Source organism: Pseudocnuella soli, assembly GCF_004347775.1.
Classification (GTDB): Bacteria; Bacteroidota; Bacteroidia; order Chitinophagales; family Chitinophagaceae; genus Flavisolibacter; species Flavisolibacter aquaticus.
The window spans coordinates 2,519,817-2,535,625 of record NZ_CP037755.1; the positions used below are offsets into that span (position 1 = coordinate 2,519,817).

Below are 15,809 nucleotides of genomic sequence, written 5' to 3' on the forward strand. Positions count from 1 at the left end.
CACCTTCTTTTACCCCCGAAACCGCATAGAGCTGTTTATGAAAAAATCGCTGCTATACCTATTGCTCCTGACCGTGGCTTTTACCAGTTGCCAGAAAGAACCTTCCGAAGAATTGCCCGACAATTCGGTGCCCATACAGCCTAACAAAGGAAACCGGCTTTCGAAAATTGTTTATCAATACAGCCCGACAGATTCTGTGTACACCGAGTTTTTTTACGACAATGCTGGGCGCTGGACCGGGCACCGCACCACCGGCGATGACTTTGCGTTATTCACCACTGGCCTTGAACTGCGTGTGATCCGCAACACCACAGGCATCATTACACAATACACCGTTACCGATTTGGATGCGGCTGGTTTCCCGGAAAATACTACCTACACCGTGCACTACGATGTGAATGCAAAGCGCTACACATCGAGGGTAAGCGAGTATGAACTCAACGGCAGTATACTGGTAGATAGTACCGTGTTTGTAATGAACAATGGGCGGCTGGCTACACAGCGCTTTTTGTATAAAGAAAAAGCATCGGGTATTTTTTTAGAAGTGGGCAAGTTGGAATTTGTGTACGATGCATCGGGTAACCCGGTAAACATCGATACGTACACCGCCAACCCACAAACCGGTGCGCAGGTTAAGATGGCGGCAATAGGTTTGCAATTTGATTCTAAGTCTGCCGCGCTGGATCTTGGTGTGGAAGCCTTTGTAACCGACCAAATCTATTTTGCATCGCCCAATAACGTAACGCAATTATCACTGCGTGATTTGTCGGATCCTGCGGGTGTGGATGAAGAAATGATCAATGTCACCTATCAATACAACAGGGATGACAAACCGGTGTCTGCCGAAGTATCTGTGGACGGCGGTAAGATTCCGGTATTCTTTAATTTTGGATAAAGTAATCAGTTAAATTATTTAAAGCTTCAATTACGATAGTATTTACAAAGCCCATTCGTAGGAATGGGCTTTGTTGTTTCTAGGTAAGAAGACAAAAGGGTTCGATACTGGTAAAGGCAAATCGTATCGCCAAATGATTACCGCTTTTTTTTAGTTTGGGTTTGTCATGCCGAACTTGTTTCGGCATCTCCTTGTGTTTAAATGAACGCTGATAGCAGAAGATGCCGAAACAAGTACGGGATGACACGCCCTAATATACAAGACACTACCATCGACTACTCTGTGACAACTAACATTGATAGACATCAATGATTCAAAGCAGCGCATTGTGTTGCTATGTAAAGAACAACTGATTCACCCGGTTAATAATCTTAAACAACCGTACAGATTTACAAATGCGCCACTCTTAAAGTTTGAACCGTCCTTTTTAACGGCAGCGCAGATATTTGCTGCAGATAAAATGCATGGCTTGCTACCGCCTGCATGGACACCATACAACCAAAACCATTGAACCCTTCCATGAAGTACAAACACCACCCTTTGCTATTCCTTTTATTCTACTTGGTCACACTGCGGAGTTAGCTACAGCAGGGCGTTTTATGCAATAAGGTGATGCGCATTAATTGCGTTTTTCGAATGGCTGCACATCCATTCAGCACCTTCATGCACACTACACAAAATCTATTTTCTAAACAATACACAAACAACCAAAACATGAAAAGATCGAAGTTACTGATGCGCACATTGTTGGCCGCTGCTCTGTTTACTGCGGGTACTGCAGGTGCACAAGAAGTGAAAGGAAAGAATTTTGTAAACGTGGGCATTGGCCTCGGCACCTTTGGCTTTGTCGGCAGCGGCGGGTTGCCCATCACAGCATCATTTGAGCATGGCATTACCGACAAAATCAGCGTTGGTGCTACGGCGGCTTATGTAAAAACAAAGTTCCTGAGCAACTACAAATACACCAATTATGTATTTGGTGCCCGTGGCTCTTATCACTTCAACGAACTATTGAAAGTTAACGATGACAAGCTGGATGTATACGGCGGTGCGTCGCTTTTCTACCGCGGCTACAAATTGAAGTGGAAAGGCGAAGGCGAATATAAAACCAGCGATGGCAGCATTGATATGGCATTGCATGCCGGTGCCAGATACCAACTGACCTCACAGTTGAGCGGCTACGCCGAACTGGGTTATGGTATTTCGCCGCTGCAAATTGGTGTTAGCCTGAAGTTTTAAGCTACGATTTCAAAATAAAAAAGCGATTGTTACCGGCAATCGCTTTTTTTGTGGGCATATGTTTGTGAAAGCTTACCTGGAGGCGGCTGAAACCATTATTGGGTTGTACGAGGGAAAGGAGCCGCTGGCCAATTTTCTCAAAAAATATTTTGCAGCGCATAAAAAATACGGATCCCGTGATCGAAAGCAAATAGGGCAGTTGGTGTACAGCTATTACCGCGTGGGGCGATCATTGCAGTCAAATGCAATGCAAACGCAATTGTTGGCAGCCCTGTTTTTATGTGCCAATGGGAGCCAGCCTGTTTTGCAGCAAATAAAGAGCGAATGGAACGATGCTGTTCAACAGCCACTAGCAGAAAAAATGGAATTGCTGCAAAACGAAATTGCTTTTGATGCGGCATCAATTTTTCCGTTCGCATCTTGGTTGTCGGCCGAAATACAATTGCCCGATTTTGCACGCTCCTTTCTTATACAGCCTGATACTTATTTAAGACCTCGGCCGGGCAAGGAAGGCAAAGTAAAACAGCAACTCGATGAAGCCGGTATCGATTATAAATTGTGCGGTAACAACACTATTGCTGTTCCGCCCGGTTTGCCGCTCGATGACCTGCTGATGATGGACCGCGACCTGGTGGTGCAGGACAAAAGTTCGCAACAGGTGTTATCGTTATTGGAGCCAGTGCGCAATGAGCTTCCGAAAAACTTTTCCGCGTGGGATTGTTGCGCGGCAAGCGGCGGCAAATCCATTTTGCTGCACGATCTTTTTCCCGGTGCGAGGATCATGGTTTCGGATATCCGCGAAGCCATCCTGGCCAACCTGCGCAAACGTTTTGAACGTGCCGGGATCGCCAAATACCAATGGTTTGTGGGTGATGTTTCTGATCCGCATTTTCACCACAAACCGCAGTACGACCTGGTAATTTGCGATGCTCCTTGCAGCGGATCGGGCACATGGGCCAGAACAACGGAGTGGCTGCGTTTTTTTACCGAACAAAAGCTGCAGCATTACGTGCAACTGCAGCAAAAAATAGCAGGCAGGGCCAGCCGCAACGTTCGGGAAGGCGGCTATTTTTTATACATCACCTGTTCGGTGTTTCAGCAGGAAAATGAAGAGATGGTAGCGCTGCTGCAGAAAGAGTACGGCCTGCAGTTGCTGGAGCAGCAATACTTTACAGGCTATTTGGAAAAAGCCGATACACTTTTTGCCGCTTTGTTTCGGCGGTAATTAAGTCTGCTATCAGTGTTTGATAAACTCCATCGTGGTTAAAAACTCCTGCTGGTTAAATACCTGCAGGTAATAAATGCCTGCAGCGAGGTTGGCCGTTTGCAGCGGAATATTTTGCGTGCCTGCAGCTTTGCTCGTTTGTTGCTGGTGCACCCGTTGCCCAATGTTGTTCACAATCACCAGGCGCAATTGGCCGATGGGCGCTTCGAAATGCAGTTGCACAAAGGCCTGTGCCGTTACCGGGTTTGGTAAAATGGTAAACTTACTGGTGAGTGCACAGGATGGAAACAGCGATGTGGTAACCGTATCGATATACACGGCAAGAGGCGCTGCTGCGGCGGTATCCAGCACCTGCATGATGCGGTAGCTTATCGGCCCCGAGGCCATGCCTTCCAGGTTATCGGAAAACGTGTATTGGCGGTTGCCAAATTGTGCACCTGTCCCGTTCAATTCTCCAACTTTGGTAAACGTTCCTTCGTTGCCTGCTTTGCGTTCTACCTGGTAGCGCATGGCGCTCATGTCTTTGCTTTGCCAAGCCAGCGTAGCACCGCAGCCTTGCACCTGCACAGTTGCCTGCGCATATTTTTTCAATAAATGAGCGGTTGCCTTGCGCATATCCGGAATGCCATAGCCCACGCGGTCGTCGGGTGCATCCACTTTAGTGCCCGATTGCCTTATGGCATCAATTATTTCCATGTTGCTGTGCTCCGGAAAGCCCTGCCACAGACATGCCGCAAGCCCGGCGATGTTGGGTGCGGCGAACGAAGTGCCGGAGCCGGTACCAATGCGGCCGTTGGTAGCCTGTATGGTGGCGTTTACACCCATCGACGCAACATCGGGTTTTACGCGGCCGCTGGCAGATGGGCCATAGCTGGACGAGGGGCTGGGTACGCTGTTGCGGTCAACCGAACCCACGGCCAACACACTGTCGCCATCGGCGGGTGTGGTTAAATATTTCCATGCATCGGCGCCGGAGTTGCCGGCAGCATTTACTACCAGCAAACCCTTTTTTGCAGCCATATCAGCACCGCGGGCTGCAATGGTTGTATTACCATCAAGGTCGCGGTAGGTGTGGTTGTCGGCGGCATTGTCGAACTGGTTATAACCCAGCGACGAAGAAATGACGTCGCCACCCACACTGTCCAGCCGTTCGGCGGCACACACCCAATTGAATTCTTCAACAAGCGTTTCAGTGGCGGCATTTTCGCTGCGGTACAAATAGAAAAAAGCCTGCGGTGCGGAGCCCACCATCTGGCCGGGAATATTGGCGGCAATGATGGAAAAACATTGCATGCCATGTGAATGATCCTCAGCAACGCTGGCTTCACGGGCTACAAAATCCCATGTTTCAATTATGCGGTTGTTGAGCCGTACACTGTCAAAAGCTGGTAAGGTATTGTAACGGAAATAGCCAGCATCGAGCATGCCCAGATGGATGCCTTCGCCACGCAAACCAATATTGTGCAGAAACTGCCCGTGGTGCATGTTGATTTGCGTTTGTGCACCACCGTAATGATATACGTCTTCTTCGGTTCCTACAATGGCTTGTGTGCCTTCCGCTCCTAATTGTTTTTTAAAAATGCCGGTACCGGGCCAAAGGACTGATGAAACCTTTTGCTGGCGTTGCACAAACGGCAAATTCCCAATTTGCGCCAGCGCATTTGCGTCGTTTACCTGAATGGATGCTGCATTGAGCCAACGCGAAATATTGCGCACCTGCACACCGGGCACTTGTTGCAGGGCTTCAATAAAAGTTGCGGGCACTGGTAGGTCGGTGCTATCGGTAGGAATGCTATGCCGCTGCCTGCGTTCCACACTGCGTGCCGACAAGTATGCTTCGGGTTGCGACAACGAGTAAGTTGTAGGAGCCTTCCGGTTGAAGTACACAATGTATTGCTGCGCATCGGCGGCTGTCATTGCCAACAAGCACAGGCTGCAGAGCACCCATTTTTTCATGCAAAAACCTTAGTTGTGATCAATCATCCACATCCGGATGCCGAATCCAATTCGGTAAGGATCGTAGTTATCGGCGTCCAGTTTATTGGGTTCGTTTTCAATGGCCAGCAATTGGCGGGCCACCAGGCCCACCCGGGGAACAAACTTTTCTTCGCTGTAGCCAATAATGTAAAAGCCATGATGCGGCGATGTGCTGCCGGCAGGAATGGAAACCGTGTCGGCAATTTCGTTGAGGTGCTGCACAGTCCAAACCGAATCAAAATTGTTGCGGCCAATGCGCTCCTGGCTCCAGCCGTTGTGCACAAAATCCCAGTTCCAAACTTCGTTCAGCCGCGCATCATTAAACGCGCCATAGGCGCCATCCGGCAGGTAGCTGTTGCCTTTCCAGGTGGCATCGGGGCGCAGCGGTAGCTGCAGCTTTACGGTGCGCAGGTTATTTTCCACAACCTCAATTTTTTTGCCCATTGGGGTAATGAAATATGTGGCCATCGGCTGCCATGAACCCCTTGCCAGCGAATCATTGCGGTAGCGAAATACGCGGTAAGACGGGCGGCCCAGTACGTCGGTGATGATCGTGTCCACCACATCTTTGATCTGGTAACGGCGGGTTTCCAGTGCACGGCCCTGGCGAATGGGAACAATAGAATCAAGGCGATAAGTAATGTATTTGCCTTGGGCAAGAGGCATGAGTTCTGCCAGTTTTTCTTCGGAAAACTCAGGGTTGTCCATGGTTTCCGTGGTGCGGGTACAAAATGTAAGCAGAAAGCCAGAAAATAGCGTAAGCAGTAACAACGTTTTTCGGGACATGGATTGTATTTATTTAATACCGGGTATAGCGTAAAAGCTTTACGGCATAAAAATAAAGACAAATATTTAAGTGCTGTTTGAAAGTTCGGCGGAGCAGGAGTTTTGGAAGTTGGAGAAGGATTGTGGCCGGTAAAAAAGAACGGCGGCAAAATGGATCACTCCGATTTGCCGCCGTTTATAATTGTGTGTAAACTTTTAGCCGCGTTGAATAATGCCGCCACCAATCACGTCGTCGCCTTCGTAAAACACGGCGCTTTGCCCGGGAGCAATGCCTTTGGCTGCTTCAAAAAACCGCACCGATACGGCCTGGTCGTCTAATGGCGTGAGAGTTGCCAGGCTGCCTCGGTCTTTGTACCGGATCTTGGTCAGCGCTTCCGTTTCGCCTTCAATGCCGGAATATTTGAGCCAATTGATTTTTGAAACAAACATTTCAGGGCGTTCCAGGTCGGCTTCATCGCCCAGCACCACGGTGTTCGTGTCGGGGTCGATCGCTGTCACATAGGCCGGTTTGCCAAGGGCAATGTCCAGCCCTTTGCGCTGCCCGATGGTATAAAAAGGATAGCCTTTATGCTGCCCTAAAATCTTCCCGGTTTTGTCTACAAAATAACCGCCGGCAACACGGTCTTCCAGGCCTTCAACCTTGCGTTTTAGAAAGCCGCGGTAGTCGTTATCGGGTACAAAACAAATTTCGTAGCTCTCGTGTTTTTTCGCCAGCTCGGGGTAGCCAAAATCGTGGGCCATCTGCCTGATCTCTGTTTTGCGATAGGTGCCCAGAGGCAGCAGCGTACGGCGCAGCAGGTCTTGTTCCAGGCCCCACAGCACATAGCTCTGGTCCTTCGTTTCGTCCACGCCTTTGCGGATAAAATAGCGGCCGTTGCTGTGCTGGTGCACCTGGCCATAGTGGCCGGTGGCAATAAAATCGCAGCCCAGCGCATCGGCACGTTTCAGCAGTGCCCGCCATTTAATGTGGGTATTGCACAGCACGCAGGGGTTGGGGGTGCGGCCGGCCAGGTATTCATCAACAAAATTGTCCACCACGAAAGAGCCAAACTCATCGCGGATGTCGAGGATATAATGCGGGAAACCATGCTCCACGGCCGCTTGCCGCGCATCGTTGAACGAATCGAGGTTGCAGCAGCCTGTTTCTTTTTTCGAACCGCCGCTGGCCGAATAATCCCATGTTTTCATGGTGATGCCGATCACTTCGTAACCCTGCTGGTGCAGCATCAGCGCCGTTACCGTGCTGTCGATGCCGCCGCTCATGGCCACCAGTACTTTACCTTGCTTGCTCATAATATAAGCGGCAAAGGTACAACAGCAGATTGGGCCAATTGTCGCCTGATTGTTAAACCTGCGTGGCGACGTTTCAGCCACCCCGCTGACCAGCGGATCGCCGTCATTCCAAGCTTCCGTCATTGCGTGGGTATGGTTGTCATTGCGAGGCGCAGCAGCAGTTGGCTTTTTTTCGCTCCGAGGCGCCGAAGCAATCTCCATGGTATTTAAGAAACTTCGTCTATTAAAGCAATCGGTTACGCCGCAGGAGATTGCTTCGGCGCACCAAACCCAAGCTATATTTCATTCCGTTCTGCGCCTCGCAATGACGACAACAAAAAACAAATCCCGCTACGCACTTGTGTAGCGGGATTCGAATGAATCTTTAAAGAAGATATTCTACGCCTTTACCATCCCCAAACTCCTGGCAATACCCAATTCCAGCCCGCGCAGTTCCGCCAAACCCTTCAACCGGCCAATGGCCGAATAACCCGGATAAGTAGTCTTCGACAGGTCGTCGAGCATCTGGTGGCCATGGTCGGGGCGCATGGGCAGCGATACGCCGCGGCGCTGCAACAGCTGGAGCAGCTCTTTTACCACGGCATACATGTCCACATCACCGTCGAGGTGCGCTGCTTCAAAAAAGTTGCCTTCGTTGTCGCGTTTGGTGCTGCGCAAATGAATAAAATGAATATGATCGCCCAGGCGCTGAATCATCCCGGTCAGGTCATTGTCGGGCCGTACGCCATACGAGCCGGTGCAAAAGCAAAGGCCATTGGCAGGCGATGGCGCTGCCGCAATCAACTCGGCTGCATCCTGTTCGGTGCTCACCACGCGGGGCAGGCCCAAAATAGGATAGGGGGGATCATCGGGGTGAATCGCCATTTTTACGCCCACTTCTTCTGCGACCGGCACCACTTGTTGCAAAAAGGAAAACAGGTGCTCTTTTAGTTTTTTGGCATCAATGTCTTTGTAAGTTTCCAGTCCTGCCAGCACCAATTCCGGCGTAAAACGCTGGTCCGCATTGCCCGGCAGCCCCAACAGGGTTACAAAAAACAATTCCTCTTTTTCGACGTCCGACATGGCTGCATATTTTGCTTTAGCACCTTCCAGTTCAGCTTCCGTATAATCCTTTTCCGCACCGGGGCGTTGCAATACAAACAAGTCAAAAGCAATGAACGCCAGCTTTTCAAAACGCAAGGCTTTAGCGCCATCGGGCAACGTGTACGAAACGTTGGTGCGCATCCAGTCGAGGATGGGCATAAAGTTGTAGGTGATCACTTTCAGTCCGCAGGCTGCCACATTGCGGATGCTCTCCTTATAGTTTTCGATGTATTGCAGGTAGTTGCCGCTTTGCTTTTTAATGTCTTCATGCACCGGCAGGCTTTCAATTACCGTCCAGGTCATGCCCGCTGCTTCCACGTCGGCCTTTCTTTTATTGATCTCTTCGATCGTCCACACTTCGCCTACCGGTATATGGTGCAATGCAGTAACCACCCCGGTACATCCTGACTGCCTGATGTGCGCCAGTGGTACAATATCGTTAGGGCCGTACCACCGCATGGTTTGTTCCAAAAACATACGCTTTATTTAATGATGTGATTTGATGTTGTAGTGCGCAAAGGTTGCGTTTTATTCTATTCGGCTATCCTGTAAAATAACAACCTGCAGCGATGGACAGCATAACTACATTTTGCAAAAATGTCCGCTACTTATTTTCCCAAAATGCCAGCAGCGCTGAAGTGTATGCCGCTTTTTTACTAAGGTTTCCATTGTACAACAACGGGTAATCCAGGCCGTTGCTGTACATCCAACTGGTGTTGTCGGTAAGGCCCCACACAGTAATGCCGTGCTGTTGTGCCTTGGGCACATTTTTCAGGTACGAGTTGATGATGTATTTGTACAGGCCGGCTTGTGCCGCGGCTTCTGTAGCAGTGAGTGTATAGCCTGTGCGGTTGGTTGGATTCATGCGAATGTCCAGTTCCGAAATGCGCACCTTCAAACCTGTAGCCGCCAGCTTTTGCATCATGTTGTCGATGTTAGTTCTGTTCGAATTGATGTTCACATGCATCTGCGTACCGATGCCGTCGATCTTCACGCCTGTGCCTTGTAGTTCTTTTGCAAATGCAATTAAGGAGTCAAGTTTGGGACCATTCAATTCAAGGTTGTAGTCGTTGATGAATAAGAGTGCGGTAGGGTCGGCAGCCTTTGCATAATTGAAAGCTTTTACCGCCACATCGCGACCCAGGTACTGGCTCCAAACGAATACATCCGATGCGCGGTCGGTGGTATTAGTGGTGTTTCGGATAGCGCCGGATTCGGTAAACAATTCATTCACTACATCCCATGCTTTTACTTTACCGCGGTATCGGCTAACCATGGCCGTTATATGTTTGTTGAGCGCTTCGTGCAGTTTTGCCGCCGCTTGTGTGTTGCCGGTTTGCGACAATTCACGCACCGATACTTTATCAATAAAATAAGTGGTGGCCACCTGGCCCATGTCAAAAAGGATGCGGGTTTGCGTTGAATTAGCAGCAAAGGCCCACTTTACTTCGGTCCATGTTGTCCCAATGGTTTGATCGGCTTGGTATTGGGCGCTGCCCTGTCCGGTTGGCGTGCCGGTTGATAGGCGCAACGAACCGCCGGCAGCGGCTGCTTTTACCCAAAACGAAACCTGGTATTGTGTGCCAATGGTGGTGTTGAATAGTTCGCCTGCCACTTGTACCCGCCACTGGTTGCCTGCGTTGGCCACCGGGTTAATTACTTTCATGGCACGGGTGCCTTCATATATTTCACCCGCAGCGGTGGTTACTAATACTTCCGCATTGTTGGCTGCATTAAACACAGACCATCCGTCAAATGATGTAGCAGTGCCGTATTCAAAGCTGCCGTTTTTATGCAGGTCAGGTCCGCTTGCCTCCACAATGCCTGCGAGGGATTGGAGGTATGCGCTGTTCTGGCCGCGGTGCCACACCAGAGTATGTCCAAACACCTCCAGGTTGGCTGCCTGCGCAGCTGCTACCATAGCATCGGCTTGTGAAAAATCGGTACTGCCGTCATTGCGAACAATGGAGTAATGTTTCATTTCGTTTTCCAGCGTAATGCCATCAAAATCGCGGCGAACAATAGCAGCATATGCCGGGCTGGAAATGAAATGTTGGTAGGGCACGGCTACGCCAACCGGTATATCGGCTACAGCCTTCAGCGCCACCGCACTATCGGGCAGCGTGGCAGGTGGCGGCGCTGGTGGATCAACCGGGGCGCCGGTGCCGTTGCTGTCGCTTTTGGAACAGGAAAAAAGCATGGAAATAAAAAGACTTGTGGGTACAGCTAATTTCTGAAATGCATTCATACAACAATCGTTTTGGAACAGGCCCGAGGCCTGCAATTTTTTATTAGTTTGTCAGTTTTTGTAAATAAAATTATTCGCCGGCTGCATGTTCAAAAGCACTACTACCTGGCTCAGTATCTGCTTTTTTTATTTCTTTAATAAAGGCCGCGCCAAGCAGCAACAATGGTACGGCGGCGCATTTATAAAAGCATTGACAACGGTCATTCCGCAACCATTTTCCTCTAAAATCATTCGCCATTTATTTTGTTTGTACCACAATCTGTGCAGCGGCCAGACCAGGTGATTGTGCTGTTATTTTTAACGTCCCTTTCTCGCCCTTCTTTGCTTTAACTATGACCAACGCCAATCCGCTAAACGCTTTGCGGGTAGTGGAAGTAAACGCAACAAGATCGGCAGGGTCTCCATTATCAGTAGCTACAATTTCGCCGGGACCTTCGATGCTAAACGAAATAGGGTGTATCGCATCAGGAACAACCAGGCCTTCGCTATCAGTAATTTTTACCGTGATAAAAGAAAGATCTTTCCCATCCGTATCGATGATTGTTCTATCTGCAGTGAGTTGCAATTGCGCTGCAGGCCCGGTTGTTGTTACCGAATCCGTAGCCCAAATTTTTCCGCCTTTATACGCCACCACATGCACTGTTCCGGGTTGGTATCGCACGCTTTCCCAACGCAGCCGGTACTCGTATTGCGCTTTCTTTTTTTTACCAAACGAACGGCCGTTGATAAACAATTCTGCTTCATCGCCTGATGTAAAAACATGCACCGGCGTTACATGCCCTACACGACCGGGCCAGTTCCAATGCGGTAAAATATGCGCCATTGGCAGCTCGGGCCGCCACCGCGACTGGTACAGGTAGAAGCGGTCTTTTTTAAAACCGGCCAAATCAATAATGCCCGAATAAGAACTGCGTGCTGTATAATAGGGTGTTGGTTCGCCGAGGTAGTCCCAACCGGTCCAAACAAATTCGCCAGCCACGTAGGGGTGACGGTCCTGCGAAGCAAAAACTTTATCGGCCGACGAACCGAATGCAGCCGTGTACAATTCGTATGCACTTACAACCTGCAACGCAGCATTGCCGCCGGTGCTGTCGCTTACCGGTGCGCTGATGCCGTTGTACACCGGGAACACATAAGTGCCCCTTGTGCTGAGTGCCGATGCTGTTTCGCTGCTCACAATTAGTTTGCCCGGAAACTTTGCTTTGAATGCTGGATACAAAGGCGTGGTTCGGATTCCAGTGAGGTGTGCATAAGCCGGTGCATCGCGGATGCCCTCGCCCTGGTAGTTCAGGCTAATGATGTCCATTGCTGCCGGAAAAGGCATGTCCGGTTTTGCAAAATTCATCGAAGCCGTCGCCGGCCGCGTCGGGTCTTCTTCTTTTACAATGCTGTATAGTTTTTGTGCTAATCGGGCACCAGCGGTGTCGGTATATTGTTCACCAACTTCGTTGCCAAAACTCCAGGCAATAACCGACGGATGGTTGCGGTCGCGGCGGATAAAGGAGCGGGTATCCGGCTCGTGCCAGTCGCTAAAAATGAGGTGAAAATCGTGCGGCGTTTTTTTGCGTTCCCAGTTGTCAAAAATTTCATTGATTACCAAAAAGCCCATGCGGTCGGTGAGTTCGAGCAACTCCGGCGCAGGCGGATTATGCGCCATGCGAATGGCATTGCAACCCAGTTCGCGCAGCAGCTCCAATTGCCGCTCTGCAGCCCGCACATTAAAGGCGGCACCCAGTGCGCCGAGGTCGTGGTGCTGGTTCACGCCTTGCATCCGCACCGGTTCTCCATTTACCAATAAGCCTTTGTCTGCGTCGAACTGCAAGGAACGAATGCCGAAACGTGTGTGGTAACGGTCCACAATTTTGCCGTCAACAAAAAGCGAGGTAACGGCCATGTATAGGTGCGGTTGTTGTACAGGAAGTGGTCCCCACAACTTTGGATTTTGAAGCGTGGCGGAAAAATTCGTTTTCACTTTTTTACCTGCAGCAACCTGTACCGTTTTTCTCGGTAAAACGAAAGCTGCTTGGTGAGCAGGTACACCATTGCTATCGAGCAGGTACACTGCGGTGGTTACAACAACTGATTGCGCTTTGCCTGATTTATTTTCTAATTGCACTTGCACATCGATCGATGCAGCTGCAGCCGAAACATTGTTGGTGGTAACAAATGTGCCCCATTGTGCCACATGCACCGGGGCCACCTTAGTGAGCCACACTTTGCGGTACAGCCCGCCGCCCGGGTACCAGCGTGCCGAATGATTGGGAATGTCGATGCGGATGGCTAATTGGTTGCTGCCGCCAAATTGCAGGTAAGGAGTAAGATCCAGCCGGAACGAGTTGTAGCCATAAGGCCAGCCGCCAACCAATTGGCCATTGAGCCATACCATTGCGTACGACATGGCGCCATCAATATCGAGGTAAATTGTTTTGCCCTTATCCGCAGCAGGGATGTCCAGTTTTTTTCGGTACCAGGCCACACCATGGCTGGGCAGCCGGCCCATGCCGCCGCCTACCTCGGGGTTGTTGCCGGTATAAAACGGGCCTTTAATGGCCCAGTCGTGTGGCAGGTTTACTGTTTCCCATGCACCATCATTGAAGGTTTTTTGAACAAGGGGAAATTCGCTGCCCGGGTTGCCGGCAGGGCGCCGGTAATGTTGCGTAGGATCTTTTATAAAGTCATTTGCAGTGGGTAATATCCAGGGTTTTAATACGCGGTCTGAAGCTGCTGTTTTAACTGCTTCAGTCGGTTTCGAATCAGCTACTTTGCTATCATTGCGGTCGGTGATTTCGGGGCGTACATCATACAGCAATGAATCTGGGTTGGATGCATAGCGCATAAACTGCCAGCCTTCATTAATGGAGATGATTTGCCGCGGTCCGTTTACCTGTGCTTTTTGCGCAGCACTGTTTTGCAGTGTGCAAAATGCTATGAAAAGGCACATGTAAATAAATAGCCCTGGCCACGCAATCCGAAATTTTTTCCGCCGCATAACTGTGTACAATCTTTTTAAAATGCAACAGGAGAAAGATAAAACTTTCTCCTGTTGGCAATTGGGTTATTAAAACTGCACTATCATCCTGCTATTAATAGCCTGGGTTTTGATATGCTGCTTTTTCTTCCGGTGAATAGTCCATACCGTCGATCTGTCCTTGCGGAATTGGGCGTAGGTAGTGGAAGGGCTGAATGGTGCGGGTAAACACTTTAGGCGTGTGTGCACCATAGGTAGGATCACCAATTTCGTAGGTGCCTGCCAGCTCGTTCCATTTTTGCGTACGCACCAGGTCGAACCAACGATGGCCTTCACCGAAATATTCACGGGAACGTTCGGCCAGGATGTAGTTGATGTCGATGTTGGCTGGCGTAGCGGCAACCAGCGCTGCGCTGTTGTCGGCAACAAAAGCAGCGTTGTCTTTGTTTGAGAACTTCCACTTACCGGCACGTGCACGGATTACGTTGATCAGTTCGCGGGCCGATTTGCCAGAAACGGTAGTAGCACCTTTTACGGCTGCTTCAGCAGCTATAAAGTACAGCTCCGAAAACTTGGCGATCTTGAACGGACGGGTGCTGGTAGCATTTGGTTGTCCCAACCCACCTGCATTGTCGGTGCGGTATACGCCAATCTTCCACAATGCGGGGAAAACGATCCGGCTGATGCCACGTGGATTGATCACAAAATCGGCCCGGCCTGGCAATACACCAGCGCCTACGTTGTTGGAAGTTTTGTTAGGGAAACTTGCACCGGAAGGATAAACAATATTAGCCGTTTGCGACTCATCTTGCAAGAAAGTCAGGATAGGATCACCGGGCCTTACCGGCAGATCGTTGGCATTGTACAGCACTGGGTTGGTAGTGCCGCCTTTAGGCCAGTTGCCGCGGTACACAGTGGTAAAGGTACCATCGTAACGGGAGTCCAGGGTTTTGTCGGCAAAAGTGTTGGTAATTGCACCAATAGTGGGCGCCATACGGGTGTAGGGGCGACCCAGTGCCTGTGAAGCTTCACGTTGCACCGAACTTACAGCTGCTCCGGTACCATCGGGATTTGGAGCACTGCGGATAACTGTATAGTTCCAGTTTACCATCCAGGCTGCTCCGTTCCGTCCGTTGCCAGATTCGCTATCAAAGCAAGCCAGGCAGGCGCCGTTGTAAAACTCGCTTTCCTGTGTGTGGTCGGCGTAGAGCAGCATTTCCTTATTGCGGTCGTTGCCACCAACGTGCAGGTCGTAGAAGGTGTTTTCCAAACCAAAAGGACCGGGTTCGTCAATAGCCTGTGTAGCTACATCGTACGCCTTTTGGAAATACCAGGCTGCAGTCTGACCGGCTGGGTCTACGCGTTGCGCAGCAGGGTAGGTGGGGATGTTGTTCGGGTTTTGCAGCCACCAACCGTACGTCAGGTATGCTTTTGCCAGGTAAAGGCGGGCTGCAGTTTTAGTAACACCACCGGTTACACGCGGCACGGCAGGCAGGTCATTCACTGCTGTGATCAGGTCAGGGAAAATGGCTTTGGTGTACACTTCAGGCACCGTGTTGCGCACCGATTTCCGCGAAGGCGAAGTGTTGAACTTCAGTTCGCCGGAGCCCAGGTCGAGGGGCACGCCACCAAAAGTTTGCACTAACAAAAAGTAGTCGAATGCGCGGAAGAAACGTGCTTCTGCGATCAGCGATGCAGGAATGGTTTTTACCGCTTCCGCATTTTCAATAATGCCACTGGCAGTATTGATGTTGGAAAAAGCGGTACCCCACAAAGCATCGGAACGGCTGCTGGCAGCGTTCAGGTTGCCTACGCCACTCAAGTCGGCATCCTTAAAGTTACCATCGGCCTGTTGGCCCCAGGTATACTCGTCGGTGCCGGTTTCCAGCGAATTGTAATAATAAGGCTGCCCGTAAATAAAACGCAGGTGTGCATATTGCGAAGTGATGCCGCCTAATACGCCTTTTTCGGTTTTGAAAAAATCAGGTGTATAAATGCTGCGGGGCTCTTCTTCCAGGATCTTGTTACACCCGGGTGCAAGTGCCATAAACAGCGCCGCTGCAAATAGTGATTTTATTGGAATATGTTTCATGTT

11 protein-coding genes are annotated in these 15,809 nt (G+C 50.2%); 3 read left to right on the forward strand and 8 right to left on the reverse strand.

The features are described from left to right. The first annotated feature begins 37 nt into the window (after positions 1 to 37). The 3 genes from EPD17_RS10355 to EPD17_RS10365 all read left to right on the forward strand — a co-directional run bounded on the left by EPD17_RS10355 (position 38) and on the right by EPD17_RS10365 (position 3,359). Entirely contained in the window at positions 38 to 895 is an 858-nt protein-coding gene (locus EPD17_RS10355) for a hypothetical protein (protein WP_132053965.1), read from the forward strand. Positions 896 to 1,609: 714 nt separating this feature from the next. Continuing rightward, positions 1,610 to 2,134: a hypothetical protein gene (locus EPD17_RS10360; RefSeq protein ID WP_132053967.1), complete on the forward strand. Its 525-nt coding sequence runs from the start codon at positions 1,610 to 1,612 to the stop codon at positions 2,132 to 2,134. A gap of 58 nt (positions 2,135 to 2,192) precedes the next feature. After that, positions 2,193 to 3,359: a methyltransferase domain-containing protein gene (locus EPD17_RS10365; protein WP_132053969.1), complete on the forward strand. Its 1,167-nt coding sequence runs from the start codon at positions 2,193 to 2,195 to the stop codon at positions 3,357 to 3,359. 12 nt (positions 3,360 to 3,371) lie between these two features. On the opposite strand, the gene EPD17_RS10370 is transcribed toward EPD17_RS10365, so the two are convergent. From EPD17_RS10370 to EPD17_RS10400, 8 genes are all read right to left on the reverse strand, one after another. After that, complete coding sequence (locus tag EPD17_RS10370) at positions 3,372 to 5,315, reverse strand: S8 family serine peptidase (RefSeq protein WP_132053971.1); 1,944 nt, start codon at positions 5,313 to 5,315, stop codon at positions 3,372 to 3,374. A 9-nt stretch (positions 5,316 to 5,324) separates the two neighbouring features. Further along, complete coding sequence (locus EPD17_RS10375; RefSeq protein ID WP_114234367.1) at positions 5,325 to 6,122, reverse strand: hypothetical protein; 798 nt, start codon at positions 6,120 to 6,122, stop codon at positions 5,325 to 5,327. 195 nt (positions 6,123 to 6,317) lie between these two features. Next, positions 6,318 to 7,616: a tRNA 2-thiouridine(34) synthase MnmA gene (gene mnmA / locus EPD17_RS10380; RefSeq protein ID WP_240040588.1), complete on the reverse strand. Its 1,299-nt coding sequence runs from the start codon at positions 7,614 to 7,616 to the stop codon at positions 6,318 to 6,320. A 177-nt stretch (positions 7,617 to 7,793) separates the two neighbouring features. Next, positions 7,794 to 8,975 (reverse strand): mannonate dehydratase, encoded by a 1,182-nt coding sequence (gene uxuA, locus EPD17_RS10385; protein WP_132053974.1) that lies wholly within the window; start codon positions 8,973 to 8,975, stop codon positions 7,794 to 7,796. A gap of 127 nt (positions 8,976 to 9,102) precedes the next feature. Next, positions 9,103 to 10,746: an endo-1,4-beta-xylanase gene (locus EPD17_RS10390; protein WP_132053976.1), complete on the reverse strand. Its 1,644-nt coding sequence runs from the start codon at positions 10,744 to 10,746 to the stop codon at positions 9,103 to 9,105. Positions 10,747 to 10,816: 70 nt separating this feature from the next. Then, positions 10,817 to 10,984 (reverse strand): hypothetical protein, encoded by a 168-nt coding sequence (locus EPD17_RS19975; RefSeq protein ID WP_165929589.1) that lies wholly within the window; start codon positions 10,982 to 10,984, stop codon positions 10,817 to 10,819. After that, entirely contained in the window at positions 10,985 to 13,687 is a 2,703-nt protein-coding gene (galB, locus tag EPD17_RS10395) for a beta-galactosidase GalB (RefSeq protein ID WP_132053978.1), read from the reverse strand. A gap of 142 nt (positions 13,688 to 13,829) precedes the next feature. Next, positions 13,830 to 15,806 carry a RagB/SusD family nutrient uptake outer membrane protein gene (locus EPD17_RS10400; RefSeq protein ID WP_132053980.1) on the reverse strand — a complete coding sequence of 659 codons (1,977 nt, stop codon included), beginning with the start codon at positions 15,804 to 15,806 and terminating at the stop codon, positions 13,830 to 13,832. Positions 15,807 to 15,809: the final 3 nt, after the last annotated feature.

Coding starts and splice junctions, on each gene's coding strand:
- EPD17_RS10390 (WP_132053976.1), bottom strand. CDS start 10,746: ATGAATGCATTTCAGAAATTAGCTGTACCCACAAGTCTTTTTATTTCC.
- EPD17_RS10360 (WP_132053967.1), top strand. CDS start 1,610: ATGAAAAGATCGAAGTTACTGATGCGCACATTGTTGGCCGCTGCTCTG.
- EPD17_RS19975 (WP_165929589.1), bottom strand. CDS start 10,984: ATGGCGAATGATTTTAGAGGAAAATGGTTGCGGAATGACCGTTGTCAA.
- EPD17_RS10370 (WP_132053971.1), bottom strand. CDS start 5,315: ATGAAAAAATGGGTGCTCTGCAGCCTGTGCTTGTTGGCAATGACAGCC.
- galB (WP_132053978.1), bottom strand. CDS start 13,687: ATGTGCCTTTTCATAGCATTTTGCACACTGCAAAACAGTGCTGCGCAA.
- EPD17_RS10365 (WP_132053969.1), top strand. CDS start 2,193: ATGTTTGTGAAAGCTTACCTGGAGGCGGCTGAAACCATTATTGGGTTG.
- mnmA (WP_240040588.1), bottom strand. CDS start 7,616: ATGGAGATTGCTTCGGCGCCTCGGAGCGAAAAAAAGCCAACTGCTGCT.
- EPD17_RS10375 (WP_114234367.1), bottom strand. CDS start 6,122: ATGTCCCGAAAAACGTTGTTACTGCTTACGCTATTTTCTGGCTTTCTG.
- EPD17_RS10355 (WP_132053965.1), top strand. CDS start 38: ATGAAAAAATCGCTGCTATACCTATTGCTCCTGACCGTGGCTTTTACC.
- EPD17_RS10400 (WP_132053980.1), bottom strand. CDS start 15,806: ATGAAACATATTCCAATAAAATCACTATTTGCAGCGGCGCTGTTTATG.
- uxuA (WP_132053974.1), bottom strand. CDS start 8,975: ATGTTTTTGGAACAAACCATGCGGTGGTACGGCCCTAACGATATTGTA.